This window comes from Coleofasciculus chthonoplastes PCC 7420 (assembly GCF_000155555.1).
GTDB classification, from domain to species: domain Bacteria; phylum Cyanobacteriota; class Cyanobacteriia; order Cyanobacteriales; family Coleofasciculaceae; genus Coleofasciculus; species Coleofasciculus chthonoplastes_A.
This window is the reverse complement of the sequence record NZ_DS989842.1, coordinates 423659-444772: the sequence shown is the minus strand read 5'-3', so window position 1 is coordinate 444772 and position 21114 is coordinate 423659. Positions and strand designations below refer to the sequence as shown.

General features: G+C 46.6%; 17 protein-coding genes and 1 pseudogene. 10 read left to right on the top strand and 8 right to left on the bottom strand.

The features are described from left to right. Window positions 1-7 precede the first annotated feature (7 nt). Window positions 8-607, bottom strand: a complete 600-nt coding sequence (locus tag MC7420_RS03755; RefSeq protein ID WP_006098651.1) for a gamma-glutamylcyclotransferase — start codon at window positions 605-607, stop codon at window positions 8-10. A 347-nt stretch (window positions 608-954) separates the two neighbouring features. Between MC7420_RS03755 and MC7420_RS03750 the strand changes: the two genes are divergently transcribed. The 5 genes from MC7420_RS03750 (at window position 955) to MC7420_RS39115 (ending at window position 5557) form a co-directional block, all read left to right on the top strand. Beyond that, window positions 955-1470 carry an LptA/OstA family protein gene (locus MC7420_RS03750; protein ID WP_006098391.1) on the top strand — a complete coding sequence of 172 codons (516 nt, stop codon included), beginning with the start codon at window positions 955-957 and terminating at the stop codon, window positions 1468-1470. 333 nt (window positions 1471-1803) lie between these two features. Continuing rightward, the gene (lptB, locus tag MC7420_RS03745; RefSeq protein WP_006098580.1) at window positions 1804-2532 is read left to right on the top strand and encodes an LPS export ABC transporter ATP-binding protein; all 729 of its coding nucleotides are present in this window, start codon (window positions 1804-1806) and stop codon (window positions 2530-2532) included. A gap of 82 nt (window positions 2533-2614) precedes the next feature. Beyond that, window positions 2615-3757 carry an LptF/LptG family permease gene (locus MC7420_RS03740; RefSeq protein WP_006098631.1) on the top strand — a complete coding sequence of 381 codons (1143 nt, stop codon included), beginning with the start codon at window positions 2615-2617 and terminating at the stop codon, window positions 3755-3757. 449 nt (window positions 3758-4206) lie between these two features. Further along, on the top strand, window positions 4207-5280 hold the full coding sequence (locus MC7420_RS03735; protein WP_006098676.1) for a hypothetical protein: 1074 nt from the start codon (window positions 4207-4209) through the stop codon (window positions 5278-5280). Between the two features lie 46 nt (window positions 5281-5326). Further along, entirely contained in the window at window positions 5327-5557 is a 231-nt protein-coding gene (locus MC7420_RS39115; RefSeq protein ID WP_157453017.1) for a hypothetical protein, read from the top strand. On the opposite strand, the pseudogene MC7420_RS03730 reads toward MC7420_RS39115, so the two are convergent. After that, window positions 5544-6964: pseudogene (locus MC7420_RS03730) on the bottom strand (NADP-dependent isocitrate dehydrogenase). The gene MC7420_RS39115 and the pseudogene MC7420_RS03730 overlap by 14 nt on opposite strands. Before the next feature lie 758 nt (window positions 6965-7722). On the opposite strand from MC7420_RS03730, the gene MC7420_RS03725 reads away from it, so the two are divergent. Further along, complete coding sequence (locus tag MC7420_RS03725; protein WP_006098608.1) at window positions 7723-8436, top strand: response regulator transcription factor; 714 nt, start codon at window positions 7723-7725, stop codon at window positions 8434-8436. Between the two features lie 220 nt (window positions 8437-8656). Next, the gene (locus MC7420_RS03715; RefSeq protein ID WP_006098487.1) at window positions 8657-9379 is read left to right on the top strand and encodes a GUN4 domain-containing protein; all 723 of its coding nucleotides are present in this window, start codon (window positions 8657-8659) and stop codon (window positions 9377-9379) included. 165 nt (window positions 9380-9544) lie between these two features. On the opposite strand, the gene MC7420_RS03710 is transcribed toward MC7420_RS03715, so the two are convergent. Beyond that, window positions 9545-11113 carry an Ig-like domain-containing protein gene (locus MC7420_RS03710; RefSeq protein WP_006098538.1) on the bottom strand — a complete coding sequence of 523 codons (1569 nt, stop codon included), beginning with the start codon at window positions 11111-11113 and terminating at the stop codon, window positions 9545-9547. A 62-nt stretch (window positions 11114-11175) separates the two neighbouring features. Here MC7420_RS03710 and MC7420_RS03705 point away from each other — a divergent pair, with 62 nt between their 5' ends. Next, window positions 11176-13506: a PAS domain-containing protein gene (locus MC7420_RS03705; protein ID WP_006098397.1), complete on the top strand. Its 2331-nt coding sequence runs from the start codon at window positions 11176-11178 to the stop codon at window positions 13504-13506. A 223-nt stretch (window positions 13507-13729) separates the two neighbouring features. Here the strand turns inward: MC7420_RS03705 and MC7420_RS03700 are convergent, their stop codons facing one another. The 4 genes from MC7420_RS03700 to psaD form a co-directional block, all read right to left on the bottom strand. After that, window positions 13730-14602: a fructosamine kinase family protein gene (locus tag MC7420_RS03700; RefSeq protein ID WP_006098642.1), complete on the bottom strand. Its 873-nt coding sequence runs from the start codon at window positions 14600-14602 to the stop codon at window positions 13730-13732. 138 nt (window positions 14603-14740) lie between these two features. Further along, complete coding sequence (locus tag MC7420_RS37770) at window positions 14741-15127, bottom strand: hypothetical protein (protein WP_006098533.1); 387 nt, start codon at window positions 15125-15127, stop codon at window positions 14741-14743. A 671-nt stretch (window positions 15128-15798) separates the two neighbouring features. Then, window positions 15799-17322, bottom strand: a complete 1524-nt coding sequence (gene trpE / locus MC7420_RS03690; protein WP_044204979.1) for an anthranilate synthase component I — start codon at window positions 17320-17322, stop codon at window positions 15799-15801. Between the two features lie 87 nt (window positions 17323-17409). Next, entirely contained in the window at window positions 17410-17880 is a 471-nt protein-coding gene (gene psaD, locus MC7420_RS03685; RefSeq protein WP_006098362.1) for a photosystem I reaction center subunit II PsaD, read from the bottom strand. Between the two features lie 359 nt (window positions 17881-18239). Here psaD and cobO point away from each other — a divergent pair, with 359 nt between their 5' ends. Next, on the top strand, window positions 18240-18920 hold the full coding sequence (cobO, locus tag MC7420_RS03680) for a cob(I)yrinic acid a,c-diamide adenosyltransferase (RefSeq protein WP_006098739.1): 681 nt from the start codon (window positions 18240-18242) through the stop codon (window positions 18918-18920). Between the two features lie 226 nt (window positions 18921-19146). Here the strand turns inward: cobO and MC7420_RS03675 are convergent, their stop codons facing one another. After that, on the bottom strand, window positions 19147-19914 hold the full coding sequence (locus MC7420_RS03675) for a ChaB family protein (RefSeq protein WP_006098475.1): 768 nt from the start codon (window positions 19912-19914) through the stop codon (window positions 19147-19149). Window positions 19915-20267: 353 nt separating this feature from the next. Between MC7420_RS03675 and MC7420_RS03670 the strand changes: the two genes are divergently transcribed. Beyond that, window positions 20268-20927, top strand: a complete 660-nt coding sequence (locus tag MC7420_RS03670; protein WP_157453016.1) for a TraX family protein — start codon at window positions 20268-20270, stop codon at window positions 20925-20927. The last annotated feature ends 187 nt before the right edge of the window (window positions 20928-21114 follow it).

Below are 21114 nucleotides of genomic sequence, written 5' to 3'. Positions count from 1 at the left end.
CAAACCCCTACGCGGAACGTAAGGATTGGGTTTGCCAGTGACGCTGTTGAAGCTGGTGCATGTGGTTAAAGAGTTGCCAGCAGTAGGATTCACTTAACCCACAAGTAATAGCCCCACGCAGCACAACATTAAAATACCAATCGTTCGGTGCTAATTCTTCGGCTAATTTTTCCACAACCACATAAGTCCGGACATTGTGATAGATTCGTCCTTGACGAGACACTTCTACGGTTTCTCGTCGATAGCCACCACGGGGTACTTCTTCCCGGTGATCAAGAGGATCACTAAATCGCTCAGGTAAGCGGTATAAGACGCCTTCAACCATTGCGTTTACATCGGGGACGATATCCAGTACACCACAGTTACGCCGTGCTGATTTGCGGTTAAATCCCAGTCTATATCCTTTGAGAACGGCTGAACCTAGGACGAAAGCATGAGTATTTTCACCTAGCGATCGCTTTAAATCAACCGGACACATGCAGGAGCCATAGGCAAAGTAGTAAAAGGTTGGCTCAGTCTGCGGAAACTGTAGCACATTAGCTACGGGTGAAGACGGATCAAGAGACGGTGAGGGCGAATCTTGGCGATCGCGCGGCTGAGTTGTCATCGCTGGCTAAAGACTACAATACTAAACGGCAAAGGTAATATATTTTCAACGAAGTCAGGAGAACGAACTGTAGCCGATTTTTCAGTTATGGGCTTGGGGTAAGTAGGTTGGTGGAAATAAACTTAACTAGATTAAGTTATGTAAACAAGCCTCAAACCCTTACTGTTCCCTGTTCCCTGTTCCCTAATCTCCACCGCTAACTTTAATTGTCCCCACCTACTGGAGAGCCATGAGGTATTTGCACAGCTAGACTGAATTCCCGATGAATCGCCAGTAGTATAATACAAAGGTCTGAGGTTGAAAGACTTCTCGGATCTGCCCGACACTTATGGCTGATAAATAAACTGATGAAGTCCTGCTTATTTGATATGGTTAACCTGAAGCAGCGTCTAGGCATAGCGCTGATACTGCCAATTAGCCTGATGGGAGCGATCGCGCTTCCGACTCCCCTCAAAGATGCCCAAGCCCAAACGGGTGATGGACGTGCGATCACGGTTCGGGCAGATGTTCAAGAAGCGAATTCCCAAACGGGTGTTGTCACAGCGCGGGGGAATGTACAAATTGATTATCCGGCTCGCCAAATTCAGGCAACGGCGGCTCAAGCTCAATATTTTAGTCGAGAACGGCGTATTGTTCTCACGGGGAATGTTTATGTTTTGCAACAAGGCAATAGTCTGCGTGGTGAAACGATTACCTATTTAATTGATGAAGGGCGCTTTGTTGCTCTACCGAAAACTGAACAACAGGTTGAATCGATCTACATTGTGTCTGATCCAGAAGCTCCAACTCAACCTGTCGCGCCGCCTGTAACTCCTCCGTTTAATCCAAAACCTGTGTTCAAAACTCCAGTAAGTGATCCATAATTGTTATTTGTCATTTGTTATTTGTCATTTGTTATTCGTCATTCGTTAGCGCCGAAACCCTTGAGATACCGTAGGGTGGGTTTCGACTTCGCTCAACCCACCAGCATACCAGTCAGTACCCTTCAACTGAACACTAATCGGGGCGGGTTTAGTTACATCTGGGTGACAGCCAACGGTAGTAGTGAAACCCGCCCCTACAGACTAAAAACTTGGTCGGGGCGGGTTTAGTTACATCTGGGTCAAAAGGAAACGATAATAGTACAACCCGCCCCTACAGATGTGCCATGGCACGTCTGTACACATTACATAACTCTCCAACTGAGGTAGCTATTCTTGAAAATCGTTTTAGAGAATATTCATAAATCCTATAACAAAAAGTCTATCGTTAACCGCGTCAATCTATCGGTGGCACAAGGGGAAGTTGTGGGGCTGCTAGGTCCAAATGGTGCGGGAAAAACGACCACATTTTACATTGCTATTGGTCTAGAAAAACCCAATCAAGGCACAGTATGGTTAGATGATAATGACATCACCAAGCAGCCGATGCACCAGCGGGCGCGTTTTGGGATTGGCTATTTGGCACAAGAACCCAGTATATTTCGTAATCTGACGGTTCGGGATAATCTGCGACTGGTGCTAGAGCAAACGGGTGTACCGCGTCAAGAATGGCGCTGGCGATTACGAACGTTGATCGAAGAGTTTGGCTTGGAAAAAGCAGCGAATACGATTGGGAGGCGGGTTTCTGGGGGTGAACGTCGTCGCACCGAATTGGCAAGAGCGTTAGCTTCAGGCGTAGAAGGACCCAAGTTTTTATTCTTAGATGAACCTTTTGCTGGGGTTGATCCGATTGCGGTGGCTGAGATCCAGAAAATCATTGCCCGGTTGCGCGATCGCGAAATTGGGGTTTTAATTACGGATCATAATGTTCGCGAAACCCTAGCCATCACCGATCGCGCCTATATCATGCGAGATGGGCAAATTCTGGCATCGGGTAGTGCGGAAGAACTTTACAACAACCCCTTGGTGCGACAATATTACTTGGGTGATGAGTTTCAAAAATAATCCTGGCTATTTCTCGCTGTTTCGTAAATAGCCCTCAAACCCATACATAAACATAAGACGAATGATATAAGACGAATGACGAATGACGATCCGTAAATCTCTACCTCTTTTCTCCTTTATTCCTGGCGTATCGGTGATGGATCGTTATATTATCACCGAACTCATTCCCCCATTTTTATTTGGGATGGGAATGTTTTCCTCAGTGGGGGTAACCATTGGTAGCTTATTTGACTTGATGCGGAGAGCGGTGGATGAAGGACTACCCGCCACATTGGTGCTGAAGGTGCTGCTGTTGAGTTTACCTCAGTTCATGGCGTATGCTTTTCCTACATCTGTCCTGTTAGCCACCTTATTGACCTACAGCCGTCTGTCTAGCGACAGTGAACTGATTGCTTTGCGAAGCTGCGGGGTGAGTATTTATCGCCTAGTGCTACCCGCGTTATTACTGAGTTTAGTTGTGACTGGTATTACCTTTGGATTTAATGAATACGTAGTTCCCGCCTCTAACTATCAAGCAACGATAACCTTAGAAAAGGCATTAGGAGAGGAAAAACCCACCTTCAAAGAGCGCAATATCTTCTATCGAGAATATGCAGAGGATAAGACACTCAAGCGCTTATTCTACGCTCAAAATTTTGATGGTGAGCGGATGAAGGGCTTAACCATTCTCGACTGGTCTCAGCAAAGTCTTAACCAAATTGTCACCGCTGATTCCGCAATATGGAATGTAGCGCAAAGCACTTGGGATTTCTATAACGGTACGATTTATTTAGTGTCACCGGATGCCTCTTACCGCAACATCGTGCGGTTTGAACACCAACAACTACAATTACCTCGCATTCCCTTGGATTTGGCGCGAAAAGACCGCGATTACGATGAAATGAACATCACTCAAGCCAGAGAACGCCTAGAGTTAGAGCGCCAGAGTGGGGATGAGGAGGACATTCGCAAACTCAAAATCCGCATCAGTCAAAAATTTGCCTTACCCTTTGCTTGCGTTGTTTTTGGCTTAGTTGGGGGATCATTAGGCAATCAACCTCAGCGTACCAGTAAAGCGACAGGCTTTGGGATTAGCGTGTTAGTGATTTTCGCGTATTATATGCTAATGGCGATCGGAGATGCTCTAGGATTAAGTAACTACCTCCCCCCCTTAATCTCGGCGTGGTTGCCCAATCTGATGGGGTTTGCGGTTGGCGGATTTTTATTAATTCGAGCCGCCCGGTAGGGGTTTGGTCTCCAAACCCCTCAACCTGAAGAGGTGATACCAAATCTGCCTTTATTACCCACTGTCAAGAGGAGGCGATTGAAATCGCTGCTACACTTGCCAAAGTCCGCCTGCGCGGACTGGGTTATAACCGGGGTAGCGTTCCTCGAATTTGGTATTGTAAAGTATGACTCTTTGAACCCGTTTCAACGGGTTTGGTGCTTTTAGCCCCAACTTTAGTTGAGGGCTTAAGTCAGCTCAACCGAACAGCATGGTGGTATAACCTGTCCGAACGGGTGAGTCGCAGAGTCTATCACATTAGATATAATTAGTGGGTTGCACTACAGAACCAACCGTTTACTCAGAAAAAATCAATCCTTTAAAATATTTCTGTAACAAAAGTTACATTATCCTACTTATTCTGACTCGGTTCGTTCAATTTTTGTCAAATCATACTACCGGCTTGCGCTATGTCATCTCCCAATCAAGTGCCTGCGTATCTGCGCTATTTAAAAGCCCGACTTCAACCCTTAAGGCAACCCAAATTTTGGCTATCAGTCATGGGCTTTGGCTTAATCGTGTTGTTTGTCTGGGAATATTGGCAGAATCCCAATTGGTTGAGTTTCTTGGAAGAAGACCCAATCCGCGAGCAATTTGAGAACTCAACCGATGAGACAACGCTTTCGGCTGAAGAACTTGCCGCTAACATGGCAGATATTGACAGTTCGGCAGTCCTCATTGAGGAATTTGACCAACAGAATGCTTTAGCGTTGGCTAATCTACCGAACCAGAAGCCCGGAGACAAAAAAAATTCCTTGACCGCATCGGCACCCGAACCGCCGTCAACCTCTACTCCCTCAATCCTAAATAGCGCTGCTGACTCAAAACTAGGCTCTAGCAATCCCTTCGCCAAAGCCTCACAAGACTTTCTCATGGGGGATATTTTATCGGGGAAGGGACTCTTTCCTGACCCGAATATGTTAAATTCTGAGCCTTCGTCGTCAAACTCAGAAACGACTTCTGCGAATGCTTTCCAAGAATTGACTGAGGTGTCAGGAACTGAGGCGTCTACAACGAGCAATCAAAATTCTGAGCAACTGACGCAACGTTCTGATACAAGTCCAAGTCAAACCGTGCCAACCTCTAGAACGAGTGAACAAACCCGAGTTCCAGCACGAACTGCGCCAAGGACAACAACCAACCGTGGGATGATACAGCCTAGCTACCCTCCGGCTTCTGTACCCACTGTCTCTGGTTACAATGGCGCCGGACAGCCCACCTATCCCACAGGAGTGACACCGAATGGAACCGTTTACAACGGTGCTGGACAGCCCATGTATCGCTCAGTTCCTGCCCCTCCAGCCCCAGCAACGGGTGTCACCACCTCTCCGGTGATGCCAACCGCACCTGCTAACTCCGCTAATGTTGGACAATATCCGATTCAACCCAATAACGTTCCTAGCGCCGGAAATAATCCGACACTCATTACACCGGGGTTACAACCAAGTCAGCTCAACGGCTCACAATTAAATGCTCCCCGTTAGGGAGAGAAGGTTAGGGATCTGCGTAAAAATAAAGTAGAGACGCGCCATGGCGCGTCTCTACAATTGTGCCGAACGTCCTAATCGATGTGTCTATTGCTATAAATTAGGAGACCAATCTCAAATTGGACAACGAAACCCGCCCTGCCCCCAATCTCAAGACTACGATGGTGATAATAGGGCACGGCATTGCCGTGCCCCTACCACAACGGAAGGGATAATTGATTGGGTAGGGGCACGATATCGTCGTGCCCTGCCTGATAGAGCTAGAAGTGTTTAATAATTGCGTCCGCAAATTCTGAACACTTCAACGGTGACTCCACCCGTGGTGTCATCATGCGGGCTAAGTCGTAAGTCACTTCCCGATTAGAAATGGCACCGCCAATTCCCCGTGTAATTAAATCAGCCGCTTCTTGCCATCCCATATATTCCAACATCATCACCGCAGATAGGATGAGTGAACCGGGATTAATTCGGTCTAAACCCGCGTGCTTGGGTGCTGTACCGTGGGTGGCTTCAAAAATGGCACAGGTGTCACCAATATTAGCACCGGGTCCCATGCCTAAACCTCCTACCAGGGCAGCTGCGGCATCGGACAGATAATCCCCATTCAGGTTCATCGTTGCCAGAATCGAGTATTCATCCGGGCGAGTTTGGATTTGTTGGAAATACTGTCCGCAATCCGGTCATTGACCATGACTTTTTCTTTCCATTGACCATTGCCGTGGGTATCCCAGATGGCACTGAGAACGCTTTCGACTTCTGTCGTCGCTTCAGCCCGCTTTTCCGGTGTCAAAGCATCATAACCGGGTTCAACCTTACGGGCATTGTCTTCGAGGCTGATATCTGGGTCATGTTCTTTATTGCTCAGAATCCACGATTCGCGTTCGGTAACGCATTGCGCCCGGAATTCTGTGGTCGCGAGTTCATACCCCCAGTCTCGAAATGCACCTTCGGTGTATTTCATAATATTGCCCTTATGCACCAAGGTAACCATTTGCTTGGCTTTAGGTAAGCTTAAGGCGCGTTCAATGGCGCGACGAACCAGACGTTGAGTACCTGTTTTACTGATAGGTTTAATCCCAATCCCTGAGTCAAGGCGAATCTGCTTTGTGCCATGTTCTGGCGTGGCTGGAATAAAATCGTTATTGAGAATTGAAATCAGTTTGTCGGCAATTTCGGTTCCCTGACGCCACTCAATTCCCAGGTAGATATCTTCTGTGTTCTCCCGATAAATAATCAAATCCAGTTTCTCGGGTTCTTTGTGGGGTGAGGGTGTCCCTGGGTAGTATTTGCAGGGACGCACGCAGGCATAGAGGTCATTAATTTGACGCAAGGCGACGTTGAGAGAACGAATACCTCCACCGATTGGAGTGGTTAAGGGTCCTTTGATGGCAACGCCGTATTCTTTAATCGCGGTTAGGGTATCTTCGGGTAAGTATTGATACGTGCCGTACTTGTCGCAGGCTTCATCACCAGCATAAATTTTAAACCAGGTAATGTTCCGCTTCCCACCATACGCCGTTTGCACCGCTGCATCAATAACCTTTTGGGTGGCGGGCCAAATATCGACACCTGTGCCGTCCCCCCGAATGAAGGGAATAATCGGATCATCAGGAACAATGGGTTTCCCATCCTCAAAGGTAATGCGAGACCCTGTATCTGGAGGTGTGATTTTTTCGTACATAAAACTCTTTGGCTAAGGTTAAAATCAGCATCACGATTATTGATGCTCCGAAAAAGTTACCAGATCTCTTGGCGGCTGGGAACTTTATTAAGTTTTTTTGCAGATTGCTGTCGAATGAGGACGAAAATAGCCAGAAATTGGTAACAAATATAACGGACATTTCATGAATTACCCATTACTCATTACCCCTTATAAAAGGCATAGCTTCAGTCGCTGACCAAACTGATGAAGGACGGAGGAATCTCCCCAAAAAAGTATCCAATACTACAAAATATAGGTTAATATTTCTCTTTTACTGCCCTGCCCACCCTAGCGCCATGGCACGTTTCTACATTGCTTCCCCTGCTCTTGAGCGGTACAGGTACAAGGTTGGACTCGATAGTCTAGGACATCGCTTGACCGACGCTCTAGGGTTTAGACACTCGCCCAACTCAACTATTATGCTGGAATAAAGCATCTGTGTTGGCTATCGTGGCGCATTCTGTTCCTCGATAGAGCCTAGCTCGGCGTTAACCCGACTGTGTGTGTGATGGGGTAGCCGATGACAGAGGGTTGGTTCATCTGTCCTCCAGTTGGTTTGTCGTTCTAATGTTTGTGGCAATACGCTACTGAAGTCGCTAGGCTATTACCAACACTGAGTTTTTTGCTCCTGATTCCTGCTCCTGTCCGGACGCTTCTTGCCCAAGGAAGGACGTTCTGAGGGAAAGCGTCTCACCACCCTAACCTTCAACCTTTTGATCCATGACTGACGACCAACGATGAAAAAAATTTTAGTGGTTGATGATGATAGAACATTACGCATTACTCTGACACGCGCCCTGGAAAATATGGGATATCAGGTTCAACAGGTGAGTTCTGGGGCAGAAGCTTTGGAGGCTTGTGTCAAAAATCCACCCGACTTGGTGGTTTCTGATGTGATGATGCCAGAGATGGATGGAATAGAATTTTGCCGTCGTCTGAGGGCGACTCCATCCGGTCAACTGATGCCTTTTATTTTTCTATCTGGCAAAGGAGAACTAGAAGACCGGATTCACGGTCACTCCATCGGCGCGGATGATTATCTGATTAAGCCGGTTAATCCTAGAGAATTGGCGGCTAAAATCGAGGCTCAGCTTGAGAGAACCCGTCGTATCCATGCTCTGATTGTTCAGTTGATGCAGCTTAATGCCAGTTCCGCTGTCACGGAGTTAGCGAACCAAGCCAAAACCGCTCAAGCGACCGAGGTGTCAGCTCCCCAGGAAGAAGAAACTGTCACCCCTACGCCTTTACCGTTGACACCTGCAGAAGAACGAGTGTTTTGGGAAGTAATTCAAGGATTGACGAATAAGCAAATCAGCAATCGCTTGTTTATTAGTCCACGTACTGTTCAAACCCACCTAAGTAGTATTCTTAATAAGTTAAAGCTGGGGAACCGCGCTCAGCTTATTCGTTTTGCCTATGAAAATGGTTATCAACCTCCGAGCAATGGGTAGGAAGGCGGGGGAGATGAGGGAGATGGGGGAGATGAGGGAGTTGGGGAAGCTGGGGAATCTGGGGAAGCTGGGGAATCTGGGGAAGCTGGGGGAGATTGGGGAGCGGTTTCTAGACCAACGTTCTCAAGTAATTTTTTCAATTTTACAGTTTCAGGCGTTCAAGCGAGCCACTTTGCCTCGACAATAGGATTAGTTGCCGCAACTTCAAACACGTCGCTTCATGATAGACCAAACGACTGCCTCCGTACCCGAAACCTCTAACCAGCTTGCCGAGTTGAGTAACCAACTCAGGTCAAGTTCTGAGAAAAAACAACTCCAGCTCATTCCCGAACTGGTGAATCAGGGGGATGCTGGTTTAGATGTTTTGATGGACTTTCTGCAAGCGCAATCCTCAACCCCTCCCAGTCTCAGTGTCGGTCTGGCATACCAAGCCCTTTATCAGGCAAAGACTGCCAAAACAGAGGAGTTTCTACAAAGCCATTTTCCGACAGGAATTGTTCCCCTATTGTCTGAACGGGATATTGACTACGCTCCTCTACAACAGTTACTTGCCGAGCAAGAGTTTCAGGCAGCGGATAGGTTGACATTAGAGAAACTTTGTGATTTAGCTGGGTCTGCTGCTCTACAGCGCAAATGGTTGTACTTTTCCGAAGTGGAGAAGTTCCCGATTCCCGATTTACAGACAATTAATACCCTGTGGGTGATTCACTCTCAAGGTAAATTTGGATTTTCTGTGCAGCGAGAACTTTGGCTTGCTATGGGCAAAAACTGGGAAAAACTGTGGCCCAAAATTGGCTGGAAGTCCGGGAATAGCTGGACTCGATACCCCAATGAGTTTACCTGGGATCTCAGCGCCCCCAAAGGTCATCTGCCGCTTTCTAATCAGCTACGCGGTGTCCGGGTTATTGCCACGTTGCTGTCTCATCCGGCGTGGTTAAGCTAAAGTTGGTCATTTGTCTTATGTCATTTGTCTTATGTGATAATTGAACGGCTAGGTCGGGGCGGGTTTAGTGACATTCGGGTGAAAACGAAACGTTAAAGGTAAAACCCGCCCCTACAACAGACTCTCTATCTCCCTCAGCTCCCCCCGCTCCCCCCGCTCCCTCTGCTACGGTAGCCAGTGGGGGAGGAATCCTGGTAATAATGGCTCAGGTTGGAGTTGTACGGGTGCTTCTGAGGTTATAGATTCATCTAAGGGCAATAGCCAAAGACGCCCAGTTGCGATCGCCTGTCCTTCGTCGTTCCTTAAACTATCAATGGCTGAGGCGGGTCGGGTGGCTACCTGATCGAATAATAAGGCTAAACCATCTGGGGATAAACTCAGTTGAATATCACGCTGTTCTGGTAACACCACTAAGGGTTGTATTGGACTCTCCTCACTGTCGGGTTCGGCGTCGAGATTAACGGCGGCGATAAAGGGTTCCTCGCGATACTCTTCCCCTTGAATCAGTTGGGTTAACAGGCAATAGAGGGTTTCCTCATTTGGGGCGAACTCACAGTTGATAATCGAGCCGGTTGTGCGGAGGAGTTCTTGTTCGGTTCCCTGATTATTCACCAAAAACAGCGATCGCGTATAGTCGGTATTAAATTTCACCATTGTCGCTGCTGCACCATCGCTGGCAAAGCTGAGAACTTGACCAAATTTGGGCAGAAAGTCTAGAGGTTCGGCGTCGGCGTTTAAGGGCAGAATCGCCACCCCTTGTCCTTGGGCTACGGCTAATGAGGCACTATCTGGGGCAATTAAAAATTCCCCACCGGGCTGATTCTCTAAGGGTTGAGGTTCGCCATCAGCAGGGATCATCCACAGACCAAAGTCAGCGGGATCGTCTCGATTCACTCGCTGTACCACAATGATTTGCCCGTCTCTGGATAAGTCAAATTGCAGATTTTGATAGTTTTCGCTATCTAATACCAAATCCAGCTTACCAGGGGTTTGCTGAGCCGGAGAACCCTGATCTGGAGAGGGAAACGATAGTCCCGTGGTTACGGTGTACAGTTGTGCCGTGAGTAACCCCTTTGCCTGATTTTGGCGATCATTAGCGGAAAATAAAATGCGATCGCTCCCTGGATAGGGCTGAAAGTCCAGTACCACCAGATCAGCAGGCGTCAGCAGCGTTTTTTGCTGTTGGGTGAGATTATAGAGAATCAACCGCCCCTGTTCCTCTCCTTCGACGCCAATATAAGCAAAAGCGCGATCGCGACTGTGAAAGGTTGCCTGAAACGGTTCCATAATGGTACCTTCTTCTTCAACCCCCGGTATTTTCTCCTTTGCCCCCTGAAGCTGAACCTGATAGTCATTACCATAAGGAATCGGCGAAAGCAACGTATACGCCATTTTCCGCCCCGCCCAGCTAATCTTGCCCTCGATTGGCGGCACATCTGAGGGACTCACCTCACCCTCTGGCAAAACGGGCATGATTTTGAGATTTGCTTTTACGCTGGCGTGGTTCATCGGACGGCTAAAGGTTAGAATAAACGCCGTATCCTCAGCACTGACGTATTTGTCCTGCCAACTGAAATTCCTAACTCTAGGTCGAGTGGTATCGCCTGTCAATAGTACGATGCCAATTAACAGACTCAGCACTACCATGATGATCAAAGCCAGACGGTCAATGGGTTGGAGAAATTTTTTAGCGGGTACGGTTGGAGCTGACATTTCAACGATCAAAGTTGGCATTTAGATTCTAGTCTAGATCCGCCTCGACCCCTGCATATATTACACGTTGCTGACTTACTGCCATGATTTCCTACCTCCATCAGCCCTCAACGGGTCGTCTTTTCGACGCCAATACCTCCGATAAATTGTCTCTAGAGCCACTTTGTTTAGATGAGCGTATCCTTGGTGCGGCAAGCTGTGGTATTGTCCTCAGCGATGCTGGCAAACCGGATATGCCGATTGTCTATTGCAATCCCGCTTTTGAGAGAATTACCGGCTATTCTCGTCAAGAGGTGGTTGGACGCAATTGCCGCTTCCTGCAAGGAGTCGATACTAATCCGCAGGTGGTTGAGCAAATCCGTCAGGCTCTACGAACTGAGCAAGAGGTGAAGGTCGTCCTTAAGAATTATCGCAAAGATGGAACCCCCTTTTGGAATGAGCTAGCGATCTCACCGATTCGAGACGCCAAGGAGCGGGTGATCTATTTTATTGGCGTCCAGACTGATATTACATCTCAAAAGCAAGCACAAGAGGAACTCCGAGCTAGTCATGCTTTATTAAAGGCACAACAAGAGGCTGATCCGGATGGCGTCATTGTAATTGCTCCCAATGGTCAAATCATTAATTACAATTCTCGCTTGTGCCAAATGTGGCAGGTTCCTGATGACATGATGAAATCCTCCGATAAAGAGGAATTTTTAGAATGTGTGTTACCCTTAATTGCTGAACCGCTAAAAGTGTTTAGTAAAGTCGAATATCTGGAACAGCATCCGCCACTAACTCATAAGGATGAAATTCAGCTAACTGATGGACGAATTTTCGAGCTTTATTCCACACCAGCTTTATCGGCTACAGGAACGTGCTACGGCAGAATTTGGTCATTCCGTGACATTACCCAAAACAAACGAACTGAACAGCAATTAAAGCAACAAGCCAAGCAAGAACGGCTTTTGAGCTGTATAAATCAGCGAATTAACCAATCCTTAAATCTGAATGAAGTCCTGAATACAGCCGTAGAAGAAGTGCGGAAATTTATAAAGTGCGATCGCACTCTGATTTATCGGTTTAATCCCGATTGGACGGGAACCGTTGATGTGGAGTCAGTTGGCGAAGGGTGGATGAGGATTGTTGGCACAACCATTGAGGACGATTTTTTCAAGAATCCTGAAGTTATATCGTTTCTCTACCAAGACGGTTATATTCGAGTGATTGACGATATCTACAATGCTAATTTAAGCCCCTGTCACATTGAATTACTCGAAAAGCTTCAGGTTCGGGCTAATCTAGTAGCGCCTATTTTACACGGGAAAAATCTCTGGGGATTGCTTGTGGTTCAGCAATGTTCGGGAGCGCGAAAATGGCAGCAACAGGAAATTGAATGTGTGCGAAAACTTAGTATTCAGTTAAGCATGGCAATTCAGCAAGCGGCATTGTTTGAGCAAGTCTCGGCTGAACTCAAGGAACGCCAAGCCGCTGAAGCCGCCTTGCGAAAGTCGGAAACGAAGTTGAAAGAGAAAGCCACCCAGCTTGAAAAAACCCTACGTGAACTAAAACAGACTCAACTTAAACTGATTCAAAATGAAAAAATGTCGAGTTTGGGGCAGTTAGTGGCAGGGATTGCTCATGAAATTAATAATCCGATTACGTTTATCGCTGGGAATATTGATCATGCCAATCAATATGCTCAAGATTTATTGGAGTTAGTGCAAATCTATGAACAGCACTATCCTCAACCTGCACCGGAAATTGAAACCTTAACTGAAGATATTGATATCGACTTTCTCAGAGAAGATTTGCCCAAACTTCTTAGTTCCATGCAATTCGGGGTCAACCGTCTGGAAACGTTAGTGGCTAGCCTAAAGAATTTCTCGCGCCTGGATGAAGCTGAACGCAAATGCATGGATGTTGAACAAGGAATGGAGAATACGCTGTTAATTTTGCAGCACCGCTTAAAGCCGGAAGCCTCTAATATCCAAGTCGTCAAAGACTATGGCAAGTTGCCACCTGTAGACTGTTATCCAGGACAACTCAATCAAGTCTTTATGAATTTGCTGAATAATGCCATTGATGCTCTTAATTCCGGGGATGAACAAGCGGATAAGAATAAGGGTTCAGCATCGACAGAACTTTCTTTTCCTTATCATGCTCCTACGCCGACGATATGGATTCGGACTGAATTATCGGAGCGCAATTCTGTATTGATTCACATTGCTGATAATGGTTGTGGCATTCCTGAACACATCAAGGAACAAATTTTCGACCCATTTTTTACCACAAAACCTGTAGGAGAAGGAACAGGTTTAGGCTTGTCGATTAGCTATCAAATTGTCGTAGACAAACATGAGGGACATTTACATTGCTTCTCCGCACCCGGATACGGTACAGAGTTTGTGGTGGAAATTCCCTTATTGTAAGTGTTAGTCGCCGGAGTTATAGCGTTTTCATTTGGGTCGTGAACACAGGAACCTGGTAAAAAGGCAATGGGCAATGGGCAATAGGCAATAGGGGAAAGAGATACAGGGTTTTTAAGTAATCTAAGAAAAGACCTCCTAGGTTTACAACTCATTTACAAATGCTATATGAGATTTTACGGTTAAATTGGGCGTAAGCCTTCCTTGGTGTCAACTTACCCGTATCCTATCCAATAATTTGCTCAATCATCCGATTAGCTTGTGATCCATACCCACCACCAAAGAGATTGAAGTGATTGATGATATGGTACAAGTTGTACAAGGTTTTGCGCTGCTTATAGCCCGAATCTAACTGCCACACTTGGTTATACCCCCGATAGAACGCCGCCGGAAAGCCACCAAACAATTCTGTCATGGCAATATCCGCTTCGCGATCGCCGACATAAGTTGCTGGATCTAACAGTACAGGTTCCCCTGATGTGGTAACAGCCGCATTTCCCCCCCACAAATCCCCGTGAATCAAAGAGGGTTTGGGTTGATGATCCAACAATTCAGGAACTTTTGCCAGTAATTGATCTTGTCCCGGAAAATGTCCCCCGCGACGCCGTGCTAGTTTAAATTGATATCCTAATCGATGTTCGGCAAAGAATTCTGCCCAATCGTCCATCCAATCGTTAATCTGTGGCGTTGAACCAATGGTGTTGTTTTGATTCCAACCAAATCGCCCGTCTTTGTCTTGAGGCGGAGTCGCCTGATGCATCGCCGCTAACTGGCGTCCCATTTCTACCCAGGATTCACTATTCCCACCGCCAAATTCCAGCCACTCTAGGACAATATACGCCGAATTTCCAGCGACACCATAGACGATGGGTTGCGGAACTCGAATCGTATGGGTTTCTACCATTTGCTTTAATCCCAACGCCTCTGCTTCAAACATACTGACTTGAGAGGCTTGGTTGGTTTTGACAAAATAGGTAGCATCGTCACCGATTAACGCACAACCCTGATTAATACAGCCGCCACTCACCGAACGGCGGTTCACGACTTCAAAGGGTTTGCCTGTGACTTGGCTAATCTGGGCAGCTATCTCTGTCCACATCGTTGGCATTGGTATGTTGGCGGCAGACTTCCAACGTCAGTTTATCAGAAAGGAGGATCAACGTTGACTTCTTTTTCCGTGGAACCTTCTATCCTCTACTCTGGAGCCTTCTGCCTTTCCCCATGCTCCCTGAGACAATTATTGGCTATCTTTTGAGGAATAGTCAGAACAATTGGCAGCTTCTTCGGTTAATACTGTACATGGATTGACAGCACATTTTAGATAGGGATCGTTTTTAAAATATTTACAATTTAAACAAGGAACTTGATGTAATCCTTTGATGGGCGTTAATCGATTCCGGAATGATTTTAATACATTTGACCGTACTAAAATTAAGACAACCCAAGCCATTACCATAAAGCTTAGGGGCATCAGTAATAAGCCTCCGTTTTCCTCAAAAGATGACGGATTGCCTTTTGGTGAATTTGTCGAAAATGGATAGTTTGATGGTTGTTCTGTATTAATAGTTTGCCGGGAGCTTAAATTTGGGATCAAATAAAAATCATCAGCTTGTTTATGCTGCATGTCATCCACCTCAAAGTATTTTTTCATCTACATGAAAAGTACACTGCTCTTTATTCCACCTTTTTTGGCAACTAACCGGATATAAAATTTTTCATGACAATTTTCAATAGTCAGAATTGATGAAGCAATCTGCTTGTTCAGTCAAATCGGCAAGATCCCTGATTCCGCTTCCAGTTAAGTCTAGTATAGTTATAACTCAAAAATTAATCTTAAAATTCTCTCTCAAGTGGGATTATCTAGTTCTCTCTAAGGTTGTAGGCTCTAGACATTTTTAACGAGAGTTAACTACTAAGTAGTCGGACTGGCATCAGATAAAACGGTACTGTATCCAGTGCAAGTAAATCACCCTCAAACCCTTACTGTTCCCTGTTCCCCGTTCCCTGTTCCCTAATCTCAACCGTTAACTTTAATTGTGTCCACCCACTTAGTATAAGCCCAGTTACCCCTTAAATTGGTATAGACACCGGGCTGTGTCCTGATGCCACCCGTTTACTATCATAGTCTCTATAGCTTTGAACCACCAAATCCCTTGCCACCCGTTTTTTTGGTTAGCGATCGCAGTCTATCCCGAATCACTTTAGGTTCATTTACGTTATTTTTTAACGCGGATTTTTGACTTCTCCCTGGCATAAATGACCAGGGATGCTAAAGGTGATAGACTTCCATTGCTGTTAACTTAAACAACGAATAGCTTCTAATAAGCCTCTGGCTTTATTCAGGGTTTCTTCGTATTCTTTTTCTGGGTTAGAGTCAGCCACTAAACCAGCACCCGCTTGCACTGATACTGTATGTGTACCAGAGGGATGGGGACGAACCACCATAGTGCGAATCGCGATCGCGCTATTGAGTTGCCCTTCAAAATCATACCAGCCATAGACCCCAGAATAAGCACCCCGCCGTTCCGGTTCCAATTCGTGGATGATTTCCATCGCCCGAATTTTCGGCGCACCACTGACAGTTCCGGCGGGAAAGCAGGCTTTGAGTAACTCCCAAGCTGTTTTGTTCTCAGCCAGTTCTCCTACCACATTACTAACAATGTGCATCACATGGGAATAGCGCTCGACAACCATTAACTCATCAACGGTTACCGTTCCACTGGTACAAACTCGCCCCAAGTCATTACGTCCCAGATCCACTAACATAACGTGTTCGGCAACTTCTTTTGGATCGTGCAGTAAATCTTGCGCTAACACTTCATCTTCCTGAAGTGTTTGACCTCGGCGACGAGTTCCGGCGATGGGACGCAGGGTGGCTTGTAATTTTCCCGTGGTTAATCGGCTGGCTTTCACCATCACTTCCGGACTTGACCCAATTAATTGCCAATCACCAAAATTAAAATACGCCATATAAGGCGAGGGATTAATCAGGCGCAGGGAACGGTACAACGCAAAGGGATCACCCTGATAGTCAGCCGCAAGCCGTTGGGAGAGAACCACTTGGAATATATCACCCGCACGGATATAGTCTTTAGCTTTTTGGACATTGGCACAAAACTGTTCCTTTTGGGTATTGCTGGTATAGCGTAACGGCTGCGTGGTGGTTCCTGGCGGCGTCCATTCCAAAACCGTATCCTGACTCGATAACGGGAGTTGTAGCTTCTGTACTAATGTCTTGACGCGATCGCAGGCTTGCTGATAAGCCGATTCCAAGTCCCCCTGCGCCTCCCGTAAATCCGCGTAGGCGATCGCCCATATTTTCCGCTTCACCTGATCAAAAATAATCAGGTTATCCACCTGCATCCACAATCCATCCGGCAAATCTTGTTCCGAGGGGGAATAAACCGGAACTCGCGGTTCAATCCAGCGAATCAACTCATACCCCCAAAACCCAAATAACCCACCAATTCCCGGTGGCAATTGGGGCAATTTGACGGGATGATAGGGGCTAAGGCAATCGGTTAACGATTCAAACGGGTTCCCCTCAAACTCCGTTACCGTACCATTCCGGTGTATCTGCGTCGTGCGATCGCCCCGTGCGACCAACACCCATAACGGATCACACCCCAACAAACTATAGCGTCCCACATTTTCTCCCCCTTCCACCGATTCCAGGAGAAAGCTATAAGGTTGACCCGCACAGACTTTATACCAAGCCGACACCGGAGTTTCTAAATCTGCCACCCACTCTTGGTAAACGGGTACAAAATTACCCTGTTGAGACAGGGCGCAAAATTGAGAAAACTCTGGTAATATCATAGGCTTCAATTGTTGTATCAATGATGGGGGAGATGAGTAGAGACGTAGCATGCTACGTCTCTACATCTTGATCACGGTTCAGCCAAACTAGACTTCGTAAGTCGCCTTACCGCTGAACTTGAGGGTAACAGGTTCGGGATTATTACCGATCTTGCGGTCAATTTTACCGACAAAGGGACGCCCTTCGTTAACTTTCTCTGGGAAGACTCCATCTGCGGGGTGCAGATACTGGATTTCACCACTCGGATAAATCCGGTAGATCTTGTAGTCTTCCATTTTGGGCTTAAATTGCGTCCGCAACTGGGTTCCCAACGCCAGACATTGCTCCTTGCGAGCCAGATACAGCAGGTTTTCCCCTTCATTCATGATTGCTGCACCACCCGTGGGCATTTCAAAGACTTGCTTTTTAGAGCTAGTCCAAGTGATCGCATATTTTTCTTCCACTTGGGCTTTCGTCAGCAAGCCGCCGGTGCTACCGCCAAAGAGGGGCGGTTTGCCAGATAGAGTCGGCTGTCCTGCTTCTGGAGCCTGTTCTTGCATGTTTTCTTCTTCTGCCATAACTGTCTCTCTCAATCGTGTATAAGAAAATAGGGCATGTGAACTACCTACATCCAATCAATTAACGATTACCATGTAGGCTTCGCGTCTCATTCGCCGATACCGCCACACCAAAAAGATGCTTTGGTTTTACTCAGCGTCTCTGGTTAGGAAACTAACCTTTATCTCCTCAATCGGAGAACCCGCGCAGTCGCCCTGGTTCCCAAGGCAAAAAAAAGACTATTCAGCGTGTTTTCAGGTTTTATGTTGCTGAACTAGTTAAGGAATTTTATCATTCCGTTCCGCCTTATTTTGTCACTTTGTCAAGAACTGTTACAGTTAGTTATAAATTCTTTGTCATAAATCTTGAGTAATTGGCGATGAAAACCAGTTCCCACAGGGAATCCAGCGAATTTGAGCAATCTGAGAACACTTCTGGGTTAACCTCAGAACAGTACCGCCAGAAAATGCAGCGACGCAAGCAGGTTCAGGAAAAACGTCTGGCGCAAGCGTCAAGCGAAAAAGGGTTAATTATTGTAAACACGGGGAATGGCAAGGGGAAGACGACAGCCGCCCTAGGGATGGTTTTGCGATCGCTCGGTCATGGGTATCGAGTTGCGATCGTCCAGTTTATCAAGGGCGCCTGGGAACCCGCAGAGAAGGCGGCGTTTGCACCTTGGACAGTCGCTACCAATGGGGAGACACCTCAGTTAGAATTTCATGCGATGGGTGAGGGGTTTACCTGGGAAACCCAAGATCGGGAACGAGATATCAGCAAAGCCCAAGCCGCTTGGGAAAAGGCGCTGGAGTTTATCCGCAACCCAGAGTTTCGCTTGGTGCTATTGGATGAAGTGAATGTGGCATTAAAACTGGGATATTTGAATGTTGAGCAGGTATTAGCCCGGTTAGCAGAAAAGCCCACCCTGTCTCACGTTATTTTAACCGGACGAGGCGCACCGAAAGTATTAATTGAACAGGCAGATTTAGTCACCGAAATGACACTGGTCAAGCATCCGTTGCGGGAGCAAAATATTAAAGCGCAACCGGGAATTGAATTTTAATGGATTGCCTTACGATCGGTTTAATCGTAATAATCTCGCCCCCAATGGCAAATTGTAGGGTGCGTTACGCTTCGCTAACGCACCTTTACTTAGGGCGTGCTGTACTGTTCCCTGTTCCCTCCCCTCACCACAAAACTTATTCAGCAGACCCGACTTAAGCTTATTGGTTGGGTTGTCTAACTTAATAAGGGGCTAAGGTTCCCTTACTACAAACTACGCACCCAATTTAAGCGGTCACTTTTTGCTTAGACCAAACGCCATTTTCATCTTCTTCATACTGCTGATGAATGGTTTCCCACGCAGCTTGTTCTGCTTGGATTGGGTCTTGATTCTCATCGTAAACGCTATTGTAGCGCTCAATAAAGGTTTTCTGAGCCGCTTCAGACAGATGCGATCGCACTTCGGGAGATAAATCGCTGGGATCATTGCATTTACCGGGACAGGGACGAGGTAACGTCATATCGCTGGTATGGATTTCTTCCCCACCTGCATTTTGCATTAAGAGTTGGTATTCGCCAGATTTTCCGGCGGGAACTTCTACCATCACCAGAAATTCACCCGCTTGCAGTCGGGTTTGGTAAATCGCCGCTTTCTCTTCTGACATTCCTAACGCCGCCAGAACCGAGACTAAACCTGCACCAGCACCACCCGCTAGCGCACCACTGGCTGCGCCTAAGAGTACAGCACTCAGGGGACCGGCTGACACCACAGAACCCACAAAGGGAATGAATAAAACACCCACCCCCGTCAACAGACTTAAGAAAGAACCAAATAACGATCCAAAAATTGCCCCGGTTCTGAGTCCGCCTAAAATAACATCTTTTTTACTGATAAATCCAGCAATTCGGCTTTGAGATTGAAAATTCTTACCCATTACCGAGATATGATCTGAGGGAACGCCGCGATCGACCAGGCGTCGGACTACGGTATCGACTTGATCTTGTTCCTTAAATACCGCAGAAATCGTGCGTTCAGCTCTATAATTATCAGCCATGTAAACCCTCCATAAGTATCTTCGTGATTGGTTTTGCTAAACTACAAGGTTAGGTAATCTACTCTGCCTCTTTCATCGCTCTTAGGGTGAATGTCACTGACTTAAGCTGGGTTCGTAGTAGGCACTTTAGTGCCAGAAGCGCTAAAGCGCTTACTACAAACTCTAAAGTCAGTGCCATTCCTCTTAGGGTGGATCATGACAGAAGGAAATCCACGGCGATTAAAATCGCTACTACACAAACCAAGTCCGTCTAGGCGGACTGAATTATAACGGGGGTAGGTAACCCGGATTTAGTATTAAGCTGAGGTGCATTTGAATTAGGTATTACCCGTTCCCTGTTCCCTTTAATAAAATTGCTGAATTCATTTCACCTTAAATTAATCGCCTGTCTGCTGATGCTAATCGATCATGTTGGACGGGTATTTTTCCCAGAAGCAACGATTATGGTTGCGCTCGGACGGTTGAGCTTTCCTCTCTTTGCTTGGTTAGCGGCACAAGGGGAAAACTATACGTCTAATATTTGGAACTATGTCTTTAGGTTAATCCTGCTGGGAGTTATTTCACAACCCATTTATTCTCATGTTTATTCCTTAATTTTCTCAGCAACGCCTCCCCTGAATATCTTGTTTGTGCTGGCGGCTGGTGTGATGGTGATTCGACTCTCGAAACAGGTTAATAATGGTCTGCTGAAGGGAGCGATCGTTTTATTGTTTACCACGATTGCCATAGTCGCTCGTTTCGAGGCAGGATTCTTTACATTGCCACTCGTTTATATAATGTCAAAGTTTCATCCCGGACAGTTTGATTTTAAATGGTGGGTAGTTTATATAGTACCGCATATCCTATATGTCGCCCTTGGGGGGAGTGTTATTGAATTGGCTGGCATTATTGCGCCCGTATTTATTTGCCTACATAATGGGGAAGCAGGAATAAAAACGCGATGGTTTTACTTGTTTTATCCGGTTCATCTGGGCGTGATAGCTGGGGTTAAATGGTTTTTAACGATGTATTGAATCAATTAAGACGAAGGATGGGTTTTGTTGGAAAAAATCAGGTCACATTTGAATCTCGTGTAGGGGCGACCCGCTTGCACAAAGTAACACTTGCATCCACTCAATTGAATCGGGTCGCCCTTTACTCAAAGATAATGAAAACCCAATTAGGGCGGAGGGCGGGTTTTGTTGTTCAGTTATTGGTGAC

Coding starts and splice junctions, on each gene's coding strand:
- MC7420_RS37770 (WP_006098533.1), bottom strand. CDS start 15,127: ATGCAGCATAAACAAGCTGATGATTTTTATTTGATCCCAAATTTAAGC.
- psaD (WP_006098362.1), bottom strand. CDS start 17,880: ATGGCAGAAGAAGAAAACATGCAAGAACAGGCTCCAGAAGCAGGACAG.
- MC7420_RS03725 (WP_006098608.1), top strand. CDS start 7,723: ATGAAAAAAATTTTAGTGGTTGATGATGATAGAACATTACGCATTACT.
- MC7420_RS03705 (WP_006098397.1), top strand. CDS start 11,176: ATGATTTCCTACCTCCATCAGCCCTCAACGGGTCGTCTTTTCGACGCC.
- MC7420_RS03700 (WP_006098642.1), bottom strand. CDS start 14,602: ATGTGGACAGAGATAGCTGCCCAGATTAGCCAAGTCACAGGCAAACCC.
- MC7420_RS03710 (WP_006098538.1), bottom strand. CDS start 11,113: ATGCCAACTTTGATCGTTGAAATGTCAGCTCCAACCGTACCCGCTAAA.
- MC7420_RS03750 (WP_006098391.1), top strand. CDS start 955: ATGAAGTCCTGCTTATTTGATATGGTTAACCTGAAGCAGCGTCTAGGC.
- cobO (WP_006098739.1), top strand. CDS start 18,240: ATGAAAACCAGTTCCCACAGGGAATCCAGCGAATTTGAGCAATCTGAG.
- MC7420_RS03755 (WP_006098651.1), bottom strand. CDS start 607: ATGACAACTCAGCCGCGCGATCGCCAAGATTCGCCCTCACCGTCTCTT.
- MC7420_RS03735 (WP_006098676.1), top strand. CDS start 4,207: ATGTCATCTCCCAATCAAGTGCCTGCGTATCTGCGCTATTTAAAAGCC.
- MC7420_RS03675 (WP_006098475.1), bottom strand. CDS start 19,914: ATGGCTGATAATTATAGAGCTGAACGCACGATTTCTGCGGTATTTAAG.
- trpE (WP_044204979.1), bottom strand. CDS start 17,322: ATGATATTACCAGAGTTTTCTCAATTTTGCGCCCTGTCTCAACAGGGT.
- MC7420_RS03715 (WP_006098487.1), top strand. CDS start 8,657: ATGATAGACCAAACGACTGCCTCCGTACCCGAAACCTCTAACCAGCTT.
- MC7420_RS03740 (WP_006098631.1), top strand. CDS start 2,615: ATGACGATCCGTAAATCTCTACCTCTTTTCTCCTTTATTCCTGGCGTA.
- MC7420_RS39115 (WP_157453017.1), top strand. CDS start 5,327: ATGGCGCGTCTCTACAATTGTGCCGAACGTCCTAATCGATGTGTCTAT.